Here is a 13,598-nt window from a genome sequence, read left to right on the forward strand (position 1 = left end):
CAGGAAGATTTCAATACTCTCGGCGATGGACTTCCCTCAGGTTGGGCAATTTACACAGACGCAACCTCATCAAGTCTGGGAACATTAATCAACTTTAATTCAGACCCTAAAAGTTGGAATAATACAGCAGGGGGGTTTAGAAATGTCGCGTCTGCAAATAGTGAAGTAGATGAAGGAGATGCAGCATCTAAGCAGAAGCAAGTCAGCGATCGCGCCCTCGGAATTCGTCAGACGGAAGACTTTGGTGATCCGGGTGCAGCTTTCGTTCTCTCTCTTGCCAATACTGAAGGCTTCCAGGATTTTCAACTGTCCTTAGAAGCTCAAATGCTTAGTATCAAAAAACGTTCCACTTCCTGGACAATTGATTATCGGATTGGTACTGAGAGTGATTTTTTGCCCCTCGGTACTTACGACGATCCCGAAGAATGGGGTGTCACCCAATTGACAACAGGATCGGAACTTTTAGATTTCGGTGATGCGATAGATAACCAAAGCAAACTTGTACAAATTCGCATTGTTGCCCTCTCAGATAGCACAAACAGCAACTATAGAGATACCGTTGCCATTGATAATTTCAGCCTCAACTATAGCCCCGTTGAGGATACTTCTGATCCTGACGAACTTGCTCCCCGTGTTCTCGCCATTCAACGACCAGACACTATCGATGAAAGTACGACCGAGGAGACAATTATTTACGAAGTTAGCTTTAGCGAAGCGGTCAATGAGGTGGATGTTGCCGATTTTAGCCTAACCACCACTGGAACCGCTACCGCTGACATCGCCTCAGTCTCAGCGGAATCAGGAACCATGATTGAGGTCACCCTGGAAGGGGTGGACGGAGACGGAACCCTACGTCTGGATGTGCCAGATACTGCGACGATTGTTAATGATGCTGGTGTCGCGTTGACTGAGGCCTTTGAAGCGGGCGATCGCTACCGCATCGAAGACCCAACCCAGGATAATGAAACTGGGGACTCCGACTCAGACAGCGACGACTCAGACGCAGAACCTCAACCTGACCCCGAAGCCGATTCCGACAGCGACGACTCAGACGCAGAACCTCAACCTGACCCCGAAGCCGATTCCGACTCAGACAGCGACGACTCAGAGGCTGACGTAGAACCCGAACCCGAACCCACAGCCAACCGTTCCTCACGACGACTCATCAACCAACTAATTCTGGGAAGTGGAACTGAACCCGAAACCCTGATTGGCGGCGATGGTAACGATACCATCGCCGCTTTTGATTATGATGACGTGATTTTCGCTCAGGGGGGAGACAACCTTCTCTTTGGCAACAAGGGAAACGATCGCATCTATAGTCGAGATGGCGACGATACCCTCTTTGGCGGCCAGGATAATGACCTACTCATCGGGGGGCCAGGTGATACAGTCTTATCCGGGGACTTCGGGAACGATACCCTGACCGGAGGTGGGGGAAATAATCTCTTCATCTTGCGTCCACAGTCGAGTTATGACGTAATTACCGACTTCAACCCAGACCGCGATCGCCTGGGACTCTCCCACGGGTTAACCTCAGAAGACCTCACCTGGACCCAACAGGGTAACCATACCCTGATTCAGGTTGACCGTAGCGGTAGGGCGATCGCCACCCTACAAAACACCGCCGCCGACCTCCTAGACCCCAGTCAAATGCTGCCAATCAGCTATCCCGGCCTGGAATAATCGCGATACGGCTCCCTCAACAAAGCCGTGACTGTGACCAAGGCGATCGCGCAGTATGTCAAACTAGAGGATGTCGAAATATTAAGCCTTCGCTAATCAGCAGTTAAATCGGCAGTTAGATTGGCAGTTAACAGATATCGCGAGCAGTCATGGGTAAACAGCGCATTCTCTCCGGGGTTCAACCCACCGGAAACCTTCACCTCGGTAACTACCTAGGAGCCATTCGCAACTGGGTCGACGGTCAAGATAACTACGACAACTACTTCTGTGTCGTCGATCTCCATGCCATCACCGTCCCCCATGACCCCAAAACCCTAGCCGAAAATAGCTACAAAATAGCCGCCCTCTACCTAGCCTGTGGCATCAGCCTCGACCATGCCAACATCTTCATTCAATCCCACATCAGCGCCCATAGCGAACTGACCTGGCTTCTCAACTGCATCACCCCCATCAACTGGCTTCAGGGAATGATTCAGTTCAAAGAAAAAGCCATCAAACAGGGCGAGAACGTAGGAACCGGACTTTTGGACTATCCCGTCCTCATGGCCGCCGATATCCTCCTCTACGATGCCGACAAAGTCCCCGTCGGTGAAGACCAAAAACAACATCTCGAACTAACCCGAGACTTGGTCATCCGTCTCAACGACCAATTTGGCAGCCCCGACCATCCCGTCCTGAAAATGCCCGACCCCCTCATCCGTAAAGACGGGGCGCGGGTGATGAGTCTCACGGATGGAAATAAAAAGATGTCCAAGTCGGATCCCTCCGAACTCAGCCGTATAAATCTCTTAGACGACCCCGACACCATCGCTAAGAAAATCAAAAAATGTAAAACCGATCCCATGCGCGGCTTAGAGTTCGACAACCCCGATCGCCCCGAATGTAACAACCTCCTAACCCTCTATCTCCTTCTATCAGGACAGGAGAAAGAAACCGTCGCCGCCGATTGTGCGTCCATGGGTTGGGGACAGTTCAAACCCCTGTTAACCGAAACCACCATCGAAGCCCTACGGCCCATCCAACAGACCTATCATGAGGTGATGCAAGACCCAGGCTATCTCGAATCAGTCCTCAAACAGGGGCGCGAACAGGCCGAGGCGATCGCCCAAACCACCCTCAGCCGCGTCAAAACCGCCATGGGTTTCTCCCAACCCCTCTAATCCCAGCCGCCTCGATTCCCCGTTCCCTTCTATTCCCTGTTCCCCGTTCCCTATTCCCTGTTCCCTCCCCTCCCCTATGTCCCGTCTTCGTACCGCTATTCACGCCGGAGAATTTCTCATCACCGCCGAAGTGGCTCCCCCCAAAGGAGGAGACCCCAGCCATATGCTGAAAATGGCAACCTGTCTAAAACGGCGGGTTCATGCCGTTAACATCACCGACGGGTCCCGAGCGGTGCTGCGGATGTCCTCTCTGGCGGCCTCAGCGCTCCTGGTGCAATATGGCATTGAACCGGTGTTTCAGGTAGCCTGTCGCGATCGCAACCGCATTGCCCTACAAGCCGACCTCATGGGAGCCTACGCCCTAGGGATTCGTAACGTTCTCGCCCTCACCGGCGACCCCGTCAAAGCCGGCGATCACGAACGAGCCAAAAGCGTCTTTGACCTCGAATCCGTGCGCCTCTTGCAAACCTTGCACAAACTCAACCAGGGCATTGACTTTAACGATCGCCCCCTCAGCGACGGCAAACTCGACCTCTTTGGCGGGGCAGCCGTGGACCCACAACTGGCCAGTTGGTCCGGCTTACAGCGTCGCTTTGAGCGCAAAATCGCCGCCGGGGCGCAATTCTTCCAAAGTCAACTCATCTCCGACTTTGACCGCCTCGACAAATTCATGACTCAAATTGCCGCCGAGTACGACAAACCGATTTTGGCCGGCATCTTCCTGCTCAAATCCGCCAAAAACGCCAAATTCATCAACAAATACGTCCCCGGCGTTCACATTTCCGACGAGACCATCGATCGCCTCGACGAAGCCGCCGATCCCCTGCGAGAAGGCATGGCCATCGCCGCCGAACAAATCAAACAGGCCCGCTGTCTCTGTCAGGGCGTCCATTTGATGGCCATTCGCACCGAACATCTCATCCCCGAGATTCTGGATATGGCAGGGATTCCCCCTATCTCCCGTCCCTCCTCCCTGCAACGCTGACACCAAACTGGATTGGGAATGTTAAGATACAAAAGTTCTCTTGCAAACAAAAGCAGCAGATTGTGGGTAACAGTTTCGGACATCTGTTTCGGGTGACAACCTTTGGCGAGTCTCATGGTGGGGGCGTTGGCGTCATCATCGACGGCTGTCCGCCTCAACTTGAAATTTCCCCCCAAGAGATCCAATTTGAACTCGATCGCCGTCGTCCGGGACAGAGTAAAATCACCACCCCCCGCCGTGAAAGTGACGGCTGCGAAATTCTTTCGGGGGTCTTTGAAGGCAAAACCCTAGGAACCCCAATCTCAATTCTGGTTCGCAACAAAGACGCGCGATCGCAGGATTACGACGAAATGGCCGTCAAATACCGTCCCTCTCATGCCGATGCCACCTACGACGCCAAATATGGCATCCGCAACTGGCAAGGAGGCGGACGTTCCTCAGCCCGAGAAACCATCGGCCGCGTGGCCGCCGGGGCGATCGCCAAAAAGATTTTAAAACAAGTGGCAGGCGTCGAGATTGTCGGCTATGTTAAACGGGTACGAGACCTAGAAGCTCAGGTCAACCCAGACACCGTCACCCTAGAGGATGTCGAACAAAACATGGTGCGATCGCCCGATGCCGACTTCGTTGAACGGGCCATCGCGGCGATCGAAGCAGCCCGCAAAGAGGGAGACTCCCTCGGAGGAGTCGTCGAATGTGTCGCCCGTTGCGTCCCCAAAGGCCTCGGAGAACCCGTCTTCGACAAACTCGAAGCCGATCTCGCCAAAGCGGTCATGTCTCTCCCCGCCACCAAAGGCTTTGAAATTGGCTCCGGCTTCGCCGGAACCCTACTCAGCGGCCGTGAACATAATGATGAGTTTTACGCCGACAGCGACGGCAACATCCGCACGCGCACCAATCGCTCCGGAGGTATCCAAGGTGGCATCAGTAATGGAGAACACATCTCCATTCGCATTGCCTTTAAACCCACTGCTACAATTCGGAAAGAACAACAGACTGTTACCCGTGATGGTCAGAACACCGTGCTTGCCGCCAAAGGACGCCATGATCCCTGTGTGCTTCCTCGGGCCGTTCCCATGGTTGAAGCCATGGTCGCCCTGGTTCTTTGCGACCATCTCCTGCGCCAGCAGGCCCAATGCCAAACCCTGCCAGCAGCAGAGCTACCGTCCCTCAACCTCCCTAAAACCTAGTCAGGACGTTGTCCTCTCGGCTGGGTCGCTCCTGTCCCCCTGTCCCCGAAACGTCTCCCGAAACGTCTATGGAACCAGCCACCTCTTCTGAATTTCTCGTGAAGTTCTGGGGCGTTCGCGGAAGTATTCCGACCCCCGGTAAAACCACCGTGCGCTACGGTGGCAACACGTCCTGTATCGAAATGGAAGTTGGGGGCCGGCGCATTATCTTTGATGGAGGAACCGGCCTTCGGTCTCTGAGCAAAGACATGATGCGGCAGCTACCCCCGGAAACCTATATGTTCTTTACCCATTACCATTGGGATCACATTCAAGGCTTTCCCTTCTTTGCCCCTGCCTTTGTCAAAGATCATTGTCTACGCATCCACGGTGCCGTCCCCCAAAATGGTGAATCCCTAGAAAAACACTTCATGGAACGGGTTTTACACCCCAACTCTCCCGTTCCCCTGGGGGGACTGCGAGCCGACATGAAATTTTCTGACCTCATCTGTGGCGAACCCTTCGCCCTCGATGATATTCACATAGAAACCACGCCCCTCAACCATCCCAACACCGCCATGGGCTATCGGGTCAACTGGCAGGGTCACTCGGTGTTTTACTGCACGGACACGGAACATTTCCCAGACCGCCTCGATGAAAACGTCATGGCCTTAGCCGAAGGGGCAGATGTGATGATTTATGATGCCATGTACACCGATGAGGAGTACCATAATCCTAAATCTCCGAAAGTGGGCTGGGGACATTCTACTTGGCAGGAAGGGGTCAAGGTGGCTAAGGCGGCTGGCGTGAAAACCTTGGTCATTTTTCACCATGAACCGGGCCATACGGATGATTTCTTGGATAAATTGCAGTTTGAAATTCGTGACAACTTTCCGAATGCTGTGTTAGCACAAGAGGGTATGATTCTTAACGTCGGAGACTAAGTCCCGGCGCTATTTGGCAAATTCTGTGCAAATCTAATGGAATTGAAGATAAATCGGCTTACCCTAGGCACTCTAGGGCTGGTTCTCCTGTCTGGTCTCCCGCAACCTCCTGTCGCTGAAGCCGCCACGATTCACCAGACGGTGAATACTCTACCCTCGGGTGATATGTTTGAGGCCTTCGATAGCCGTTTGGGATCTCTCGAACGAGTTGTGTTTAGCTATGAGATTCGCTTTGACTCGATTTGGTCTCCGGTGAGCGGATGTCAGTCCCAAGGGGGCTGGCATGATTGTACGGTGGCCTGGGATTTCGACCTCAATGGAGTTCAGGGGTTTGACGGTCTCAGTGATGATCTCGGTGGTGTTTTTACGGTTGACGAGTTGAATCAAACCGAAAGTCGGACTTTCAGTGGCCGTGTCAGTTTCGATAATCTTAATGATTTTCTCGGCCGTCCCGGCGATCGCGTGGGAGGCTTGTTCGGGACGCTCAATCAGGGCAATATTGGCTATATTCGCTATCCGGTCATCAATGATGAATCGGTATTAAAGAGTTTAAATTGGTTTGTCCAAAATACCCTCAGCTATGACTATCAGCCCCATGCCAGGACTCTAAACCCGGACAGCACCCAGGTTCCTGAACCCTCCCTACTCTTGGGACTTATGACCTTGGCTGGAGTAGCCTGGCGATCGCGAGCTAAGTCATCTTAAATATCCTAATCGCGCCTAGGGCAATTCGACAAAAGCGATCGCCTCATCGGTCGCCTGCGGCTCTTCCCCAGGACTGATACAGTCAACCCACAACCTCATCTCCTCCATCATCACGGGACCAAAAAGCGTGGCAAAGGAGACATCCGCTGCATCGCGGCCGGTTCCAATGCGGATTAACCCCGTCCGGGGAACGAGACGGGTGGGATCAAACAAATACCAGGCATGGCCTAAATAGGCCTCAAAATAGGCATGGAAATCAGGAGGCTGCAACCCGTAGGCATATCCAGTCACAAAGCGAGCAGGGATATTCAAGGCGCGACAGAAGGCGATGCCTAAATGGGCAAAATCGCGACAGACTCCCACTCGTTCAGTGGCTGTCCCGAAGGCGGATGTTTGGGTGTCGGTACTCCCCGAGAGATAGGTGACATTCTCATAAATCCAGTTACAGATGGCGGTCACCCGAGAATAATCAGGAACCAACTCCCCAAACTCAGTTTGGGCAAATCGCAGCAGGCGATCGGATTCACAGTAACGACTCGGATAGAGGTACGGTAAGACGTCTAACGGAAGTTCCGCCGGGGGAACTTCGGTGATGCTTTGAGGCGGTTTTTCAATGGCGTTTAACTCAACGCTGGCTTGGTAGGAAAGGGTTAGAGGACCCGCCGCCGCGTTGATACGACTATATCGGTTCCCCAGCTCCCTAGAACAATAGTGATCAACGCTGGCCTCGGCCTGAATCTGGAGATCTTCGTGCAGGAGATGTTGCACTCGGTTGTTACAAACGGCGATATTGAAAATTAGAGTACTCTCAGCCGATAAGCTATAGCTCAAATTGCAGCCCAGATTAAACTTCATAGGGGTTCTATCCAATCGTTGATTCGGGCGTTGATTTGGGGTCTGGTGTTGCCCCCAATTGCAACTGTTCTCGGGCTAGGCGAGCGGCTTCGGCCACTTGAGGATGACTATCTTTTTCCAGATAGGTGAGGGCCGCTAAACTCTGGGGATGGTTGAGATGCCCCAAGGCCTCAGCTAAGCGTTGTCGGACTAGCCAATCGGGTGAGTTGGCAAAGCCGAGGAGATCTTCGAGAGCTTCGATGGCTTGGATTTCTCCTAGGGCGGCGATCGCCGCCTGTTGCAACATCACCTCACCACTATGGAGGGCTTGCAGCAGAATATCATAAGCCTCCGGGTTTTTCAGGTTCCCTAGGGACACGGCGGCACTGAAGCGAACTAGCCAATCGGTTTCTTCGAGAAAGGCTCGTGACAGGGGTTCAAAGGCCCGAGGATCGCCGAGATAGCCCAAGGCCCCAGCGGCATCGGCCCGAATGCCATAGTCGGGATCATGGAGTAGCAGGTTCACCAGTAACTCATAACATTCGTCGGTTCTCTTGATGCCCAGGGAGAAGATGGCCATCGATCGCAAGGCCACATGATGATCGTTGAGGACTTTCTTGATCAGAGGAACCGCCTCGGAGGCGGGGATGTTGCGCAGGGAGGCCAGGGCCAACATGCGATCGCGGGCATTGTCACTATCAAGGTTGCTGGAAATCTCTTGTAAATTCATCGGTTCCGGGCGTTATCCTTAAAAAAAATTTACATAATAGTCTTTATTATAACGCCTATTTATGGTAGGCAGTCAGCTCAGCGGCCAATCGGACTAGGGTTGGCGATCGAACTCAGAAGATCATCCAGTTTCCCCATTGTCACTCTAACTTTCAACCAACAAATCCAGAGAGTCGAGGGTTTCATCGAGAGAAATCATCACCGGTTCTTGGAACAGAGCGATGGTAAAAGTCACCGTGGAACCGAGTCCTTCTCCCATACTATAGAAGTGAACTTCGCCTCCCATGGCCTCGACGAGCTTTTGCGAGATGACTAAACCCAGTCCCGTTCCTCCATATTGGCGAGTGCGAGATCCATCAACCTGGCTAAAGGTTTGAAACAGTTTATCCTGCTGTTCTAACGAGACACCAATTCCTGTATCCGCCACTTTGAGCTTGAGAACCCCCGAAAATTCGCGATCGTTGACCACGATTGGGCGAGAGATTACCTCAGCCGTAATCGTAATGCCTCCTTCATGGGTAAACTTGATAGCATTACCCACAAGATTGAGGAGAATCTGAAGCAGTCGTTGATAGTTACCATAGACAACAATATTATCCTCGGTGTCGGGCATCTGGACTTGAAAGTAAAGCTGTTTTTGTTGAATTTGGGTTTGAACAAACTCTTCGAGATGGGTTAGAAGTTCTTTTAGATTAACGGGTTCGAGATCTAGGTGCATCTTACCCGCTTCAATTTTGGCAATATCGAGGATGTCATTAATAATACTGAGCAGATGAACCGCCGAGCGATAGGCTTCCTCGATAAACTCCATCTGCTCCTCGGAATCATCAGTCATCCCATCTAAAATCAATTTTAGGAATCCCATCATCCCGTTGAGGGGGGTTCTCAGTTCATGGGAGGTATTAGCCAGGAAATCACTTTTGAGGCGTGAGACTTCTTCGGCTTCCTGACGAGCCAGTTCGAGTTCTCGGTAAAGAATCGCATGGGCGATCGCCGTCCCCACCTGATCGGCCAGTTCACTGATGATTTCGAGTTCCACCGGATGCCACAAGGGCCGCGAGTTGGGAGCATCTTCTCGATAACGTTCTAAGCAAATTAGTCCATTCACCTGGCCCTGATGACGGGTGGCCACAACGAGCTGCGATCGCCCCGCGACGTCATCGGGCGATGACTCAACCAGAATCGGGGTCAAACTGGCGATCGCCTGTTGCAACTCCGGAGCCTCTTCGAGCAATAGCTCCGTACCAATTGGGGTCGTCGTGGGATCATGAGGAGAGCGGGCCACCAATGTCACCTGACGTTGATGGCCCTCATAACTATACACATAACATTGACGCACATTCATAGCCGATTCAAACCCATGGGCGGTTTGCTGCCAGATAATCTCTAAATCCAACGTTTGACGAATCTGTCGAGCAATCTGCGTCAACAACTTCGGATAGGAGACCTGAGTTAAAAACGAGGGAGATTCCGACAGATTAGCAAATTCCGACGTGGGAATTTCTAGAGGAGAGTCCTGGCCGGTTATAGCCGGTGTAAGGGGGCTGACCTGTCGTCCGACGACTAAAACACAGTCAGACTCTCCTTCACGGCTGGATAGGGGAGCGATGGACAATTCAAATGCGCGAACCTCGGCTCCCACCTTGAAAAAGCAACGCAGAGATTCAGGGCTACAGTTGTCCAAAATCCGACAGATATGGGTCAGATAGGCAACCGTATCCACCGGCTGAAAGACCTGCTGTTGGTGACTGGGGGTAAACTGATTCGCCCCATTACGCCACAGAAAACTGCGATAGCGCCCCGTTCGCTCTTGAATATAGCTCAGCTCAACCCCTAGAGATCGCAGAAACAATCTCCCGTCGTCTCCAACTTCGAGGTCAGGTGGTCTTAGAACCCCAGGTGGAAGATGGAAGGTCTGAGTCAAAGTCATGGAACTTATCAGGAGGAACGGTTTGCAGGATGCCCCGAATGGCCCGTTACCCCGCCGTACTCCTAACCGATCGGTTAGGAAACGGTACGAGGGAGTTGAGCCGCTATCTTATCTCCCAACTTGGGCGATTTCGGCTAATCGTTCCATTCGCCACGAGGTGGGACTGGGGGATTGCGTTCTAAGCGGCGGCTGAGGTCGTCATCACGGGTTGTCTCACCACGCAGCCACTGTCGAATCGCTGTTTCGATAATTTTACTCGGATCACTCGAAAGATGTTGGATTTGATCAACGAGTTCAGAATCAAGCTGGATGGAAACTTCCACCTGCTGTTTCTTCTGTTCTGAAGGCAATGTCGAATCGGTCATAAGACGGCTAAAGCGGAACGCGACAGTTCACGTCTATCTTAACGGGTTGGTGGATCAATTCTGGGATTTTACGACTTGTTGGGCTAGTTTCTTCAGGGGGCGATCGCTCACCCGGCAAATGCGCCAGTCGGGGAGAACCGTTGCCCCAAGCTGTTGATAAAAGGAAATTGCCCTGTGGTTCCAATCTAAGACAGACCATTCTAGGCGTCCATAGCCCCGTTGTTCAACCTGTTGGGCGACTTGGGCGATCAGAGCTGTCCCAATTCCTTGACGGCGATAGTCGCGGTGGACAAACACATCTTCTAAGTAGAGTCCCGGTTGGGTTCGGAAGCTCGAATAGGTGCTGAAGAACAGGGCATAGCCAACGATTGTCTGTTGCTGTTCAGCCACGAAGACTTCGGCATAGGGGGGATTCCCAAACAAATGCTCATGAAGCTGGGCGGGGCTTCCCGTCACCTGCTGTTCGAGTTTCTCAAAGGCCGCTAGCGCTTGGATTAAGCTGAAGATCGCTTCAGTGTCTTCCGGGGCGGCCAGACGAATTGTGAACATTACACTCCCGATGATGAAAAACCAACCCAGGCTCGAAGGAGCTACAGGTTGGTTGGAAATAGCCGGCGCTTGGGAAATTAATGTAACCAGCCCCGCAGGCGACGAGAGATTTGAGGACGGCGCAGTTTCCGCATAGCGGTGGTTTGGATTTGTCGGACCCGTTCTCGGGACAAATTAAACAGGTTACTGATTTCTTGCAGAGTTTTGCGTTTCTCTCCGTTTAACCCATAGCGTAACGCCAGAATTTCACTTTCACGCTGGGTCAGGGCTTCGTCGAGAACCTGCCGCACGCCTTGACACATCATATCTTCGCTGACCTGAGAATCCGGCGAGGGACTATCGGTGTCTTCGAGCAGATCCAAGACTTCGGTGTTGTCTTCATCCCCGACGTAATGGTTCAGAGACAAGGAGCGTTGGCTCACCCGTTGCAATTGTCGCAATTGCTTCAGGGACATGTCTAAGGCTTCGGCGAGTTCGTCCTCGCTAGGCTGGCGATTGAGATCCTGTCCGAGCTTCCGATAGGTCTTCTTGAGTTTGTTGAGTTTCTCAACGATATGGATGGGAAGGCGGATGGTGCGCCCATCGTTGGCAATGGTGCGGGTAATCCCCTGACGAATCCACCAGTAAGCGTAGGTGGAGAATTTGTAGCCCTTCTCGGGGTCAAATTTCTCGGTGGCGCGGCTTAGACCTAATGCACCTTCTTGGATTAGATCGAGAAACGGAACTCCCCGGTTTAGGTAACGCTTGGCGATCGAAACCACAAGACGCAGGTTCGAGCGAATCATTTTTTTCTGCGCCGTGCGACCCCGATGAATCTGTCGCTGCAATGCTTTTTGAGTTAAACCAAGGGCTTCAGCCAGCTCGGAACGCTCGGGTTCTCGACCTAGGGATTCTGCGAGTTCTGCTTGTTTTTCTCGAATCGCAACCCAATCTTGAACTTGCCGAGCTAGGTGGATTTCTTCTTCGCGGTTCAGTAACGGATAGCGAGACATTTCCTTAAAAAATGCCCCTACCGCATCATCGGACACCGTCTTAGAATAGCCCGTAGAACGAGCCCGAGCAATGTTTGCTGGGTTTTCGTCGCTCGGATTCACAACGGGTGTCTGGAGTTGAGTGGCAGTGCTAGCAGTCAATTTGATTTCCTCTTCAGCTAACTTCAAAAAAAATGGGATTTTAAATAGTAAAAACTTACATTTTTAGATGCTTTACATCTGTTTACAGTATAGGTTTTTGTGACTAAATTGTCAAGTTGGATTCTCTTGGATTTGTCAACAAACCTTAAAAATTGTTGTATAAGCTCTATACTTATGGTAATAAATATGCCCAGAGTGCGCATCTATCTCAGGGTAGATGTCTGTCTCCCTCGTCTGACTGAGTGCGATCGCTAACCCTTGATGAATCTATGAATGCTGCTGTATCTGTGCAAAATGTCTCGAAGGTCTATGGAGATCTTGGAGTGGTTAACAATCTTTCGTTTGATATTGCAAAAGGAGAATTATTTGGCTTTCTTGGCCCCAACGGGGCCGGCAAATCGACCACAGTGCGAATGCTGACCACGCTGACGAAGCCGACGTCAGGCACGATTGAGGTGGCCGGCTATGATGTGGTTCACCAGGCTCGTTTGGCTAAACGCTCGATTGGAGTTGTTCTTCAGCAGGTTAGTGTGGATCTCGATCTGACGGTTTGGGAGAATATGGAGTACCACGGACGCTTGCACCATATCCCGCCCGGAGAGCGTCAGGAACGTATTGACCGTTGGTTGGAGTATGTGGAGCTAACTAATCGCCGTGACGCCCTTGTGAAGACCCTCTCTGGGGGGATGAAGCGGCGGTTACAGATCGCGCGATCGCTCCTACATCAGCCGGAAATTTTATTTCTCGATGAACCCACAGTGGGGTTAGATCCTCAAACTCGTCGCCGTCTTTGGGAAATTCTCTTGGATCTCAAGGATCAGGGGATGACCATGCTGTTGACAACCCATTATATGGAGGAAGTGGAATATCTGTGCGATCGCATCGGCATTCTCGACAATGGTCAACTCATCGAACTCGGAACCCTTGACGAGTTACGGCATAACCATGGTGAAGGAGTAGTGGTGAAGCAGACCTCCGACGGCCTTCAAAGCCAGTTTTTTACCAATTTGGAGCAAGCCAATCACTATATCAACCAGCAGGGCGATCGCACCGGTATGATGGCTCGTGAATCCAACCTAGAAGATATCTTCGTCGAACTCACCGGCCGCCAACTGGACTAAAAACCTCAATCCCAAAGAGTAGGGGAACATCTTGCGCCCCTACTCTAGCCCCGAAAACCAAAAAAGACCCCCATTCTCAGGGAGCCTTTTTCAGAAATATTAACCTGGCACTGAGCTATCTTCCCAGGGGGCAACCCCCCAAGTATTTTCGCCGCAGAAGCGTTTCACAGCCGAGTTCGGGAAGGGATCGGAGTGGGGCCACTTCGCTAGAAGCACCAGGAAAGAACAGAAACCTTGAAGACTGCACAGTCAACCTAATCAGGGAATTGAGACATCATTTGAGGTCAA

General features: G+C 52.0%; 13 protein-coding genes and 1 rRNA gene. 7 read left to right on the top strand and 7 right to left on the bottom strand.

Features of this window, described 5'->3' with window-relative positions:
• The 6 genes from R6U67_RS08240 to R6U67_RS08265 form a co-directional block, all read left to right on the top strand.
• On the top strand, positions 1 to 1,686 hold a 1,686-nt coding region (locus R6U67_RS08240), incomplete at its 5' end, for a calcium-binding protein (protein ID WP_410252100.1).
• A gap of 149 nt (positions 1,687 to 1,835) precedes the next feature.
• On the top strand, positions 1,836 to 2,846 hold the full coding sequence (trpS, locus tag R6U67_RS08245) for a tryptophan--tRNA ligase (RefSeq protein WP_410252101.1): 1,011 nt from the start codon (positions 1,836 to 1,838) through the stop codon (positions 2,844 to 2,846).
• Between the two features lie 76 nt (positions 2,847 to 2,922).
• Positions 2,923 to 3,831 (top strand): methylenetetrahydrofolate reductase, encoded by a 909-nt coding sequence (locus R6U67_RS08250; protein WP_410252102.1) that lies wholly within the window; start codon positions 2,923 to 2,925, stop codon positions 3,829 to 3,831.
• Between the two features lie 62 nt (positions 3,832 to 3,893).
• Positions 3,894 to 5,021, top strand: coding sequence for a chorismate synthase (gene aroC, locus R6U67_RS08255; RefSeq protein ID WP_410252103.1), 1,128 nt, complete (start codon positions 3,894 to 3,896; stop codon positions 5,019 to 5,021).
• A gap of 68 nt (positions 5,022 to 5,089) precedes the next feature.
• On the top strand, positions 5,090 to 5,944 hold the full coding sequence (locus R6U67_RS08260; RefSeq protein ID WP_410252104.1) for an MBL fold metallo-hydrolase: 855 nt from the start codon (positions 5,090 to 5,092) through the stop codon (positions 5,942 to 5,944).
• A 36-nt stretch (positions 5,945 to 5,980) separates the two neighbouring features.
• Positions 5,981 to 6,649 carry a PEP-CTERM sorting domain-containing protein gene (locus tag R6U67_RS08265; RefSeq protein ID WP_410252105.1) on the top strand — a complete coding sequence of 223 codons (669 nt, stop codon included), beginning with the start codon at positions 5,981 to 5,983 and terminating at the stop codon, positions 6,647 to 6,649.
• 15 nt (positions 6,650 to 6,664) lie between these two features.
• Here R6U67_RS08265 and R6U67_RS08270 read toward each other — a convergent pair whose 3' ends face one another.
• From R6U67_RS08270 to R6U67_RS08295, 6 genes are all read right to left on the bottom strand, one after another.
• Positions 6,665 to 7,504, bottom strand: a complete 840-nt coding sequence (locus tag R6U67_RS08270; RefSeq protein ID WP_410252106.1) for a transglutaminase-like domain-containing protein — start codon at positions 7,502 to 7,504, stop codon at positions 6,665 to 6,667.
• A gap of 7 nt (positions 7,505 to 7,511) precedes the next feature.
• A complete protein-coding gene (locus tag R6U67_RS08275) occupies positions 7,512 to 8,213 on the bottom strand; it encodes a HEAT repeat domain-containing protein (RefSeq protein ID WP_410252107.1) in 702 nt (233 codons plus the stop codon).
• A gap of 144 nt (positions 8,214 to 8,357) precedes the next feature.
• Complete coding sequence (locus tag R6U67_RS08280; protein WP_410252108.1) at positions 8,358 to 10,142, bottom strand: sensor histidine kinase; 1,785 nt, start codon at positions 10,140 to 10,142, stop codon at positions 8,358 to 8,360.
• Positions 10,143 to 10,276: 134 nt separating this feature from the next.
• Positions 10,277 to 10,507 carry a hypothetical protein gene (locus tag R6U67_RS08285; protein WP_410252109.1) on the bottom strand — a complete coding sequence of 77 codons (231 nt, stop codon included), beginning with the start codon at positions 10,505 to 10,507 and terminating at the stop codon, positions 10,277 to 10,279.
• Between the two features lie 54 nt (positions 10,508 to 10,561).
• Complete coding sequence (locus tag R6U67_RS08290) at positions 10,562 to 11,056, bottom strand: N-acetyltransferase family protein (RefSeq protein WP_410252110.1); 495 nt, start codon at positions 11,054 to 11,056, stop codon at positions 10,562 to 10,564.
• A gap of 77 nt (positions 11,057 to 11,133) precedes the next feature.
• Complete coding sequence (locus tag R6U67_RS08295; RefSeq protein WP_410252111.1) at positions 11,134 to 12,189, bottom strand: RNA polymerase sigma factor, RpoD/SigA family; 1,056 nt, start codon at positions 12,187 to 12,189, stop codon at positions 11,134 to 11,136.
• Positions 12,190 to 12,458: 269 nt separating this feature from the next.
• On the opposite strand from R6U67_RS08295, the gene R6U67_RS08300 reads away from it, so the two are divergent.
• A complete protein-coding gene (locus R6U67_RS08300) occupies positions 12,459 to 13,310 on the top strand; it encodes an ABC transporter ATP-binding protein (RefSeq protein WP_410252112.1) in 852 nt (283 codons plus the stop codon).
• Positions 13,311 to 13,412: 102 nt separating this feature from the next.
• On the opposite strand, the gene rrf is transcribed toward R6U67_RS08300, so the two are convergent.
• Positions 13,413 to 13,530: ribosomal RNA gene (rrf, locus tag R6U67_RS08305) — 5S ribosomal RNA — on the bottom strand.
• Positions 13,531 to 13,598: the final 68 nt, after the last annotated feature.

Source organism: Sodalinema sp., from assembly GCF_046483825.1.
In the GTDB taxonomy this organism is placed as follows: domain Bacteria; phylum Cyanobacteriota; class Cyanobacteriia; order Cyanobacteriales; family Geitlerinemataceae; genus Sodalinema.

What these genes read in the sequence shown, in the direction of transcription:
- trpS (WP_410252101.1), top strand. Translation starts at nt 1,836, where the DNA reads ATGGGTAAACAGCGCATTCTCTCCGGGGTTCAACCCACCGGAAACCTT.
- R6U67_RS08250 (WP_410252102.1), top strand. Translation starts at nt 2,923, where the DNA reads ATGTCCCGTCTTCGTACCGCTATTCACGCCGGAGAATTTCTCATCACC.
- R6U67_RS08260 (WP_410252104.1), top strand. Translation starts at nt 5,090, where the DNA reads ATGGAACCAGCCACCTCTTCTGAATTTCTCGTGAAGTTCTGGGGCGTT.
- R6U67_RS08265 (WP_410252105.1), top strand. Translation starts at nt 5,981, where the DNA reads ATGGAATTGAAGATAAATCGGCTTACCCTAGGCACTCTAGGGCTGGTT.
- R6U67_RS08270 (WP_410252106.1), bottom strand. Translation starts at nt 7,504, where the DNA reads ATGAAGTTTAATCTGGGCTGCAATTTGAGCTATAGCTTATCGGCTGAG.
- R6U67_RS08275 (WP_410252107.1), bottom strand. Translation starts at nt 8,213, where the DNA reads ATGAATTTACAAGAGATTTCCAGCAACCTTGATAGTGACAATGCCCGC.
- R6U67_RS08280 (WP_410252108.1), bottom strand. Translation starts at nt 10,142, where the DNA reads ATGACTTTGACTCAGACCTTCCATCTTCCACCTGGGGTTCTAAGACCA.
- R6U67_RS08285 (WP_410252109.1), bottom strand. Translation starts at nt 10,507, where the DNA reads ATGACCGATTCGACATTGCCTTCAGAACAGAAGAAACAGCAGGTGGAA.
- R6U67_RS08290 (WP_410252110.1), bottom strand. Translation starts at nt 11,056, where the DNA reads ATGTTCACAATTCGTCTGGCCGCCCCGGAAGACACTGAAGCGATCTTC.
- R6U67_RS08300 (WP_410252112.1), top strand. Translation starts at nt 12,459, where the DNA reads ATGAATGCTGCTGTATCTGTGCAAAATGTCTCGAAGGTCTATGGAGAT.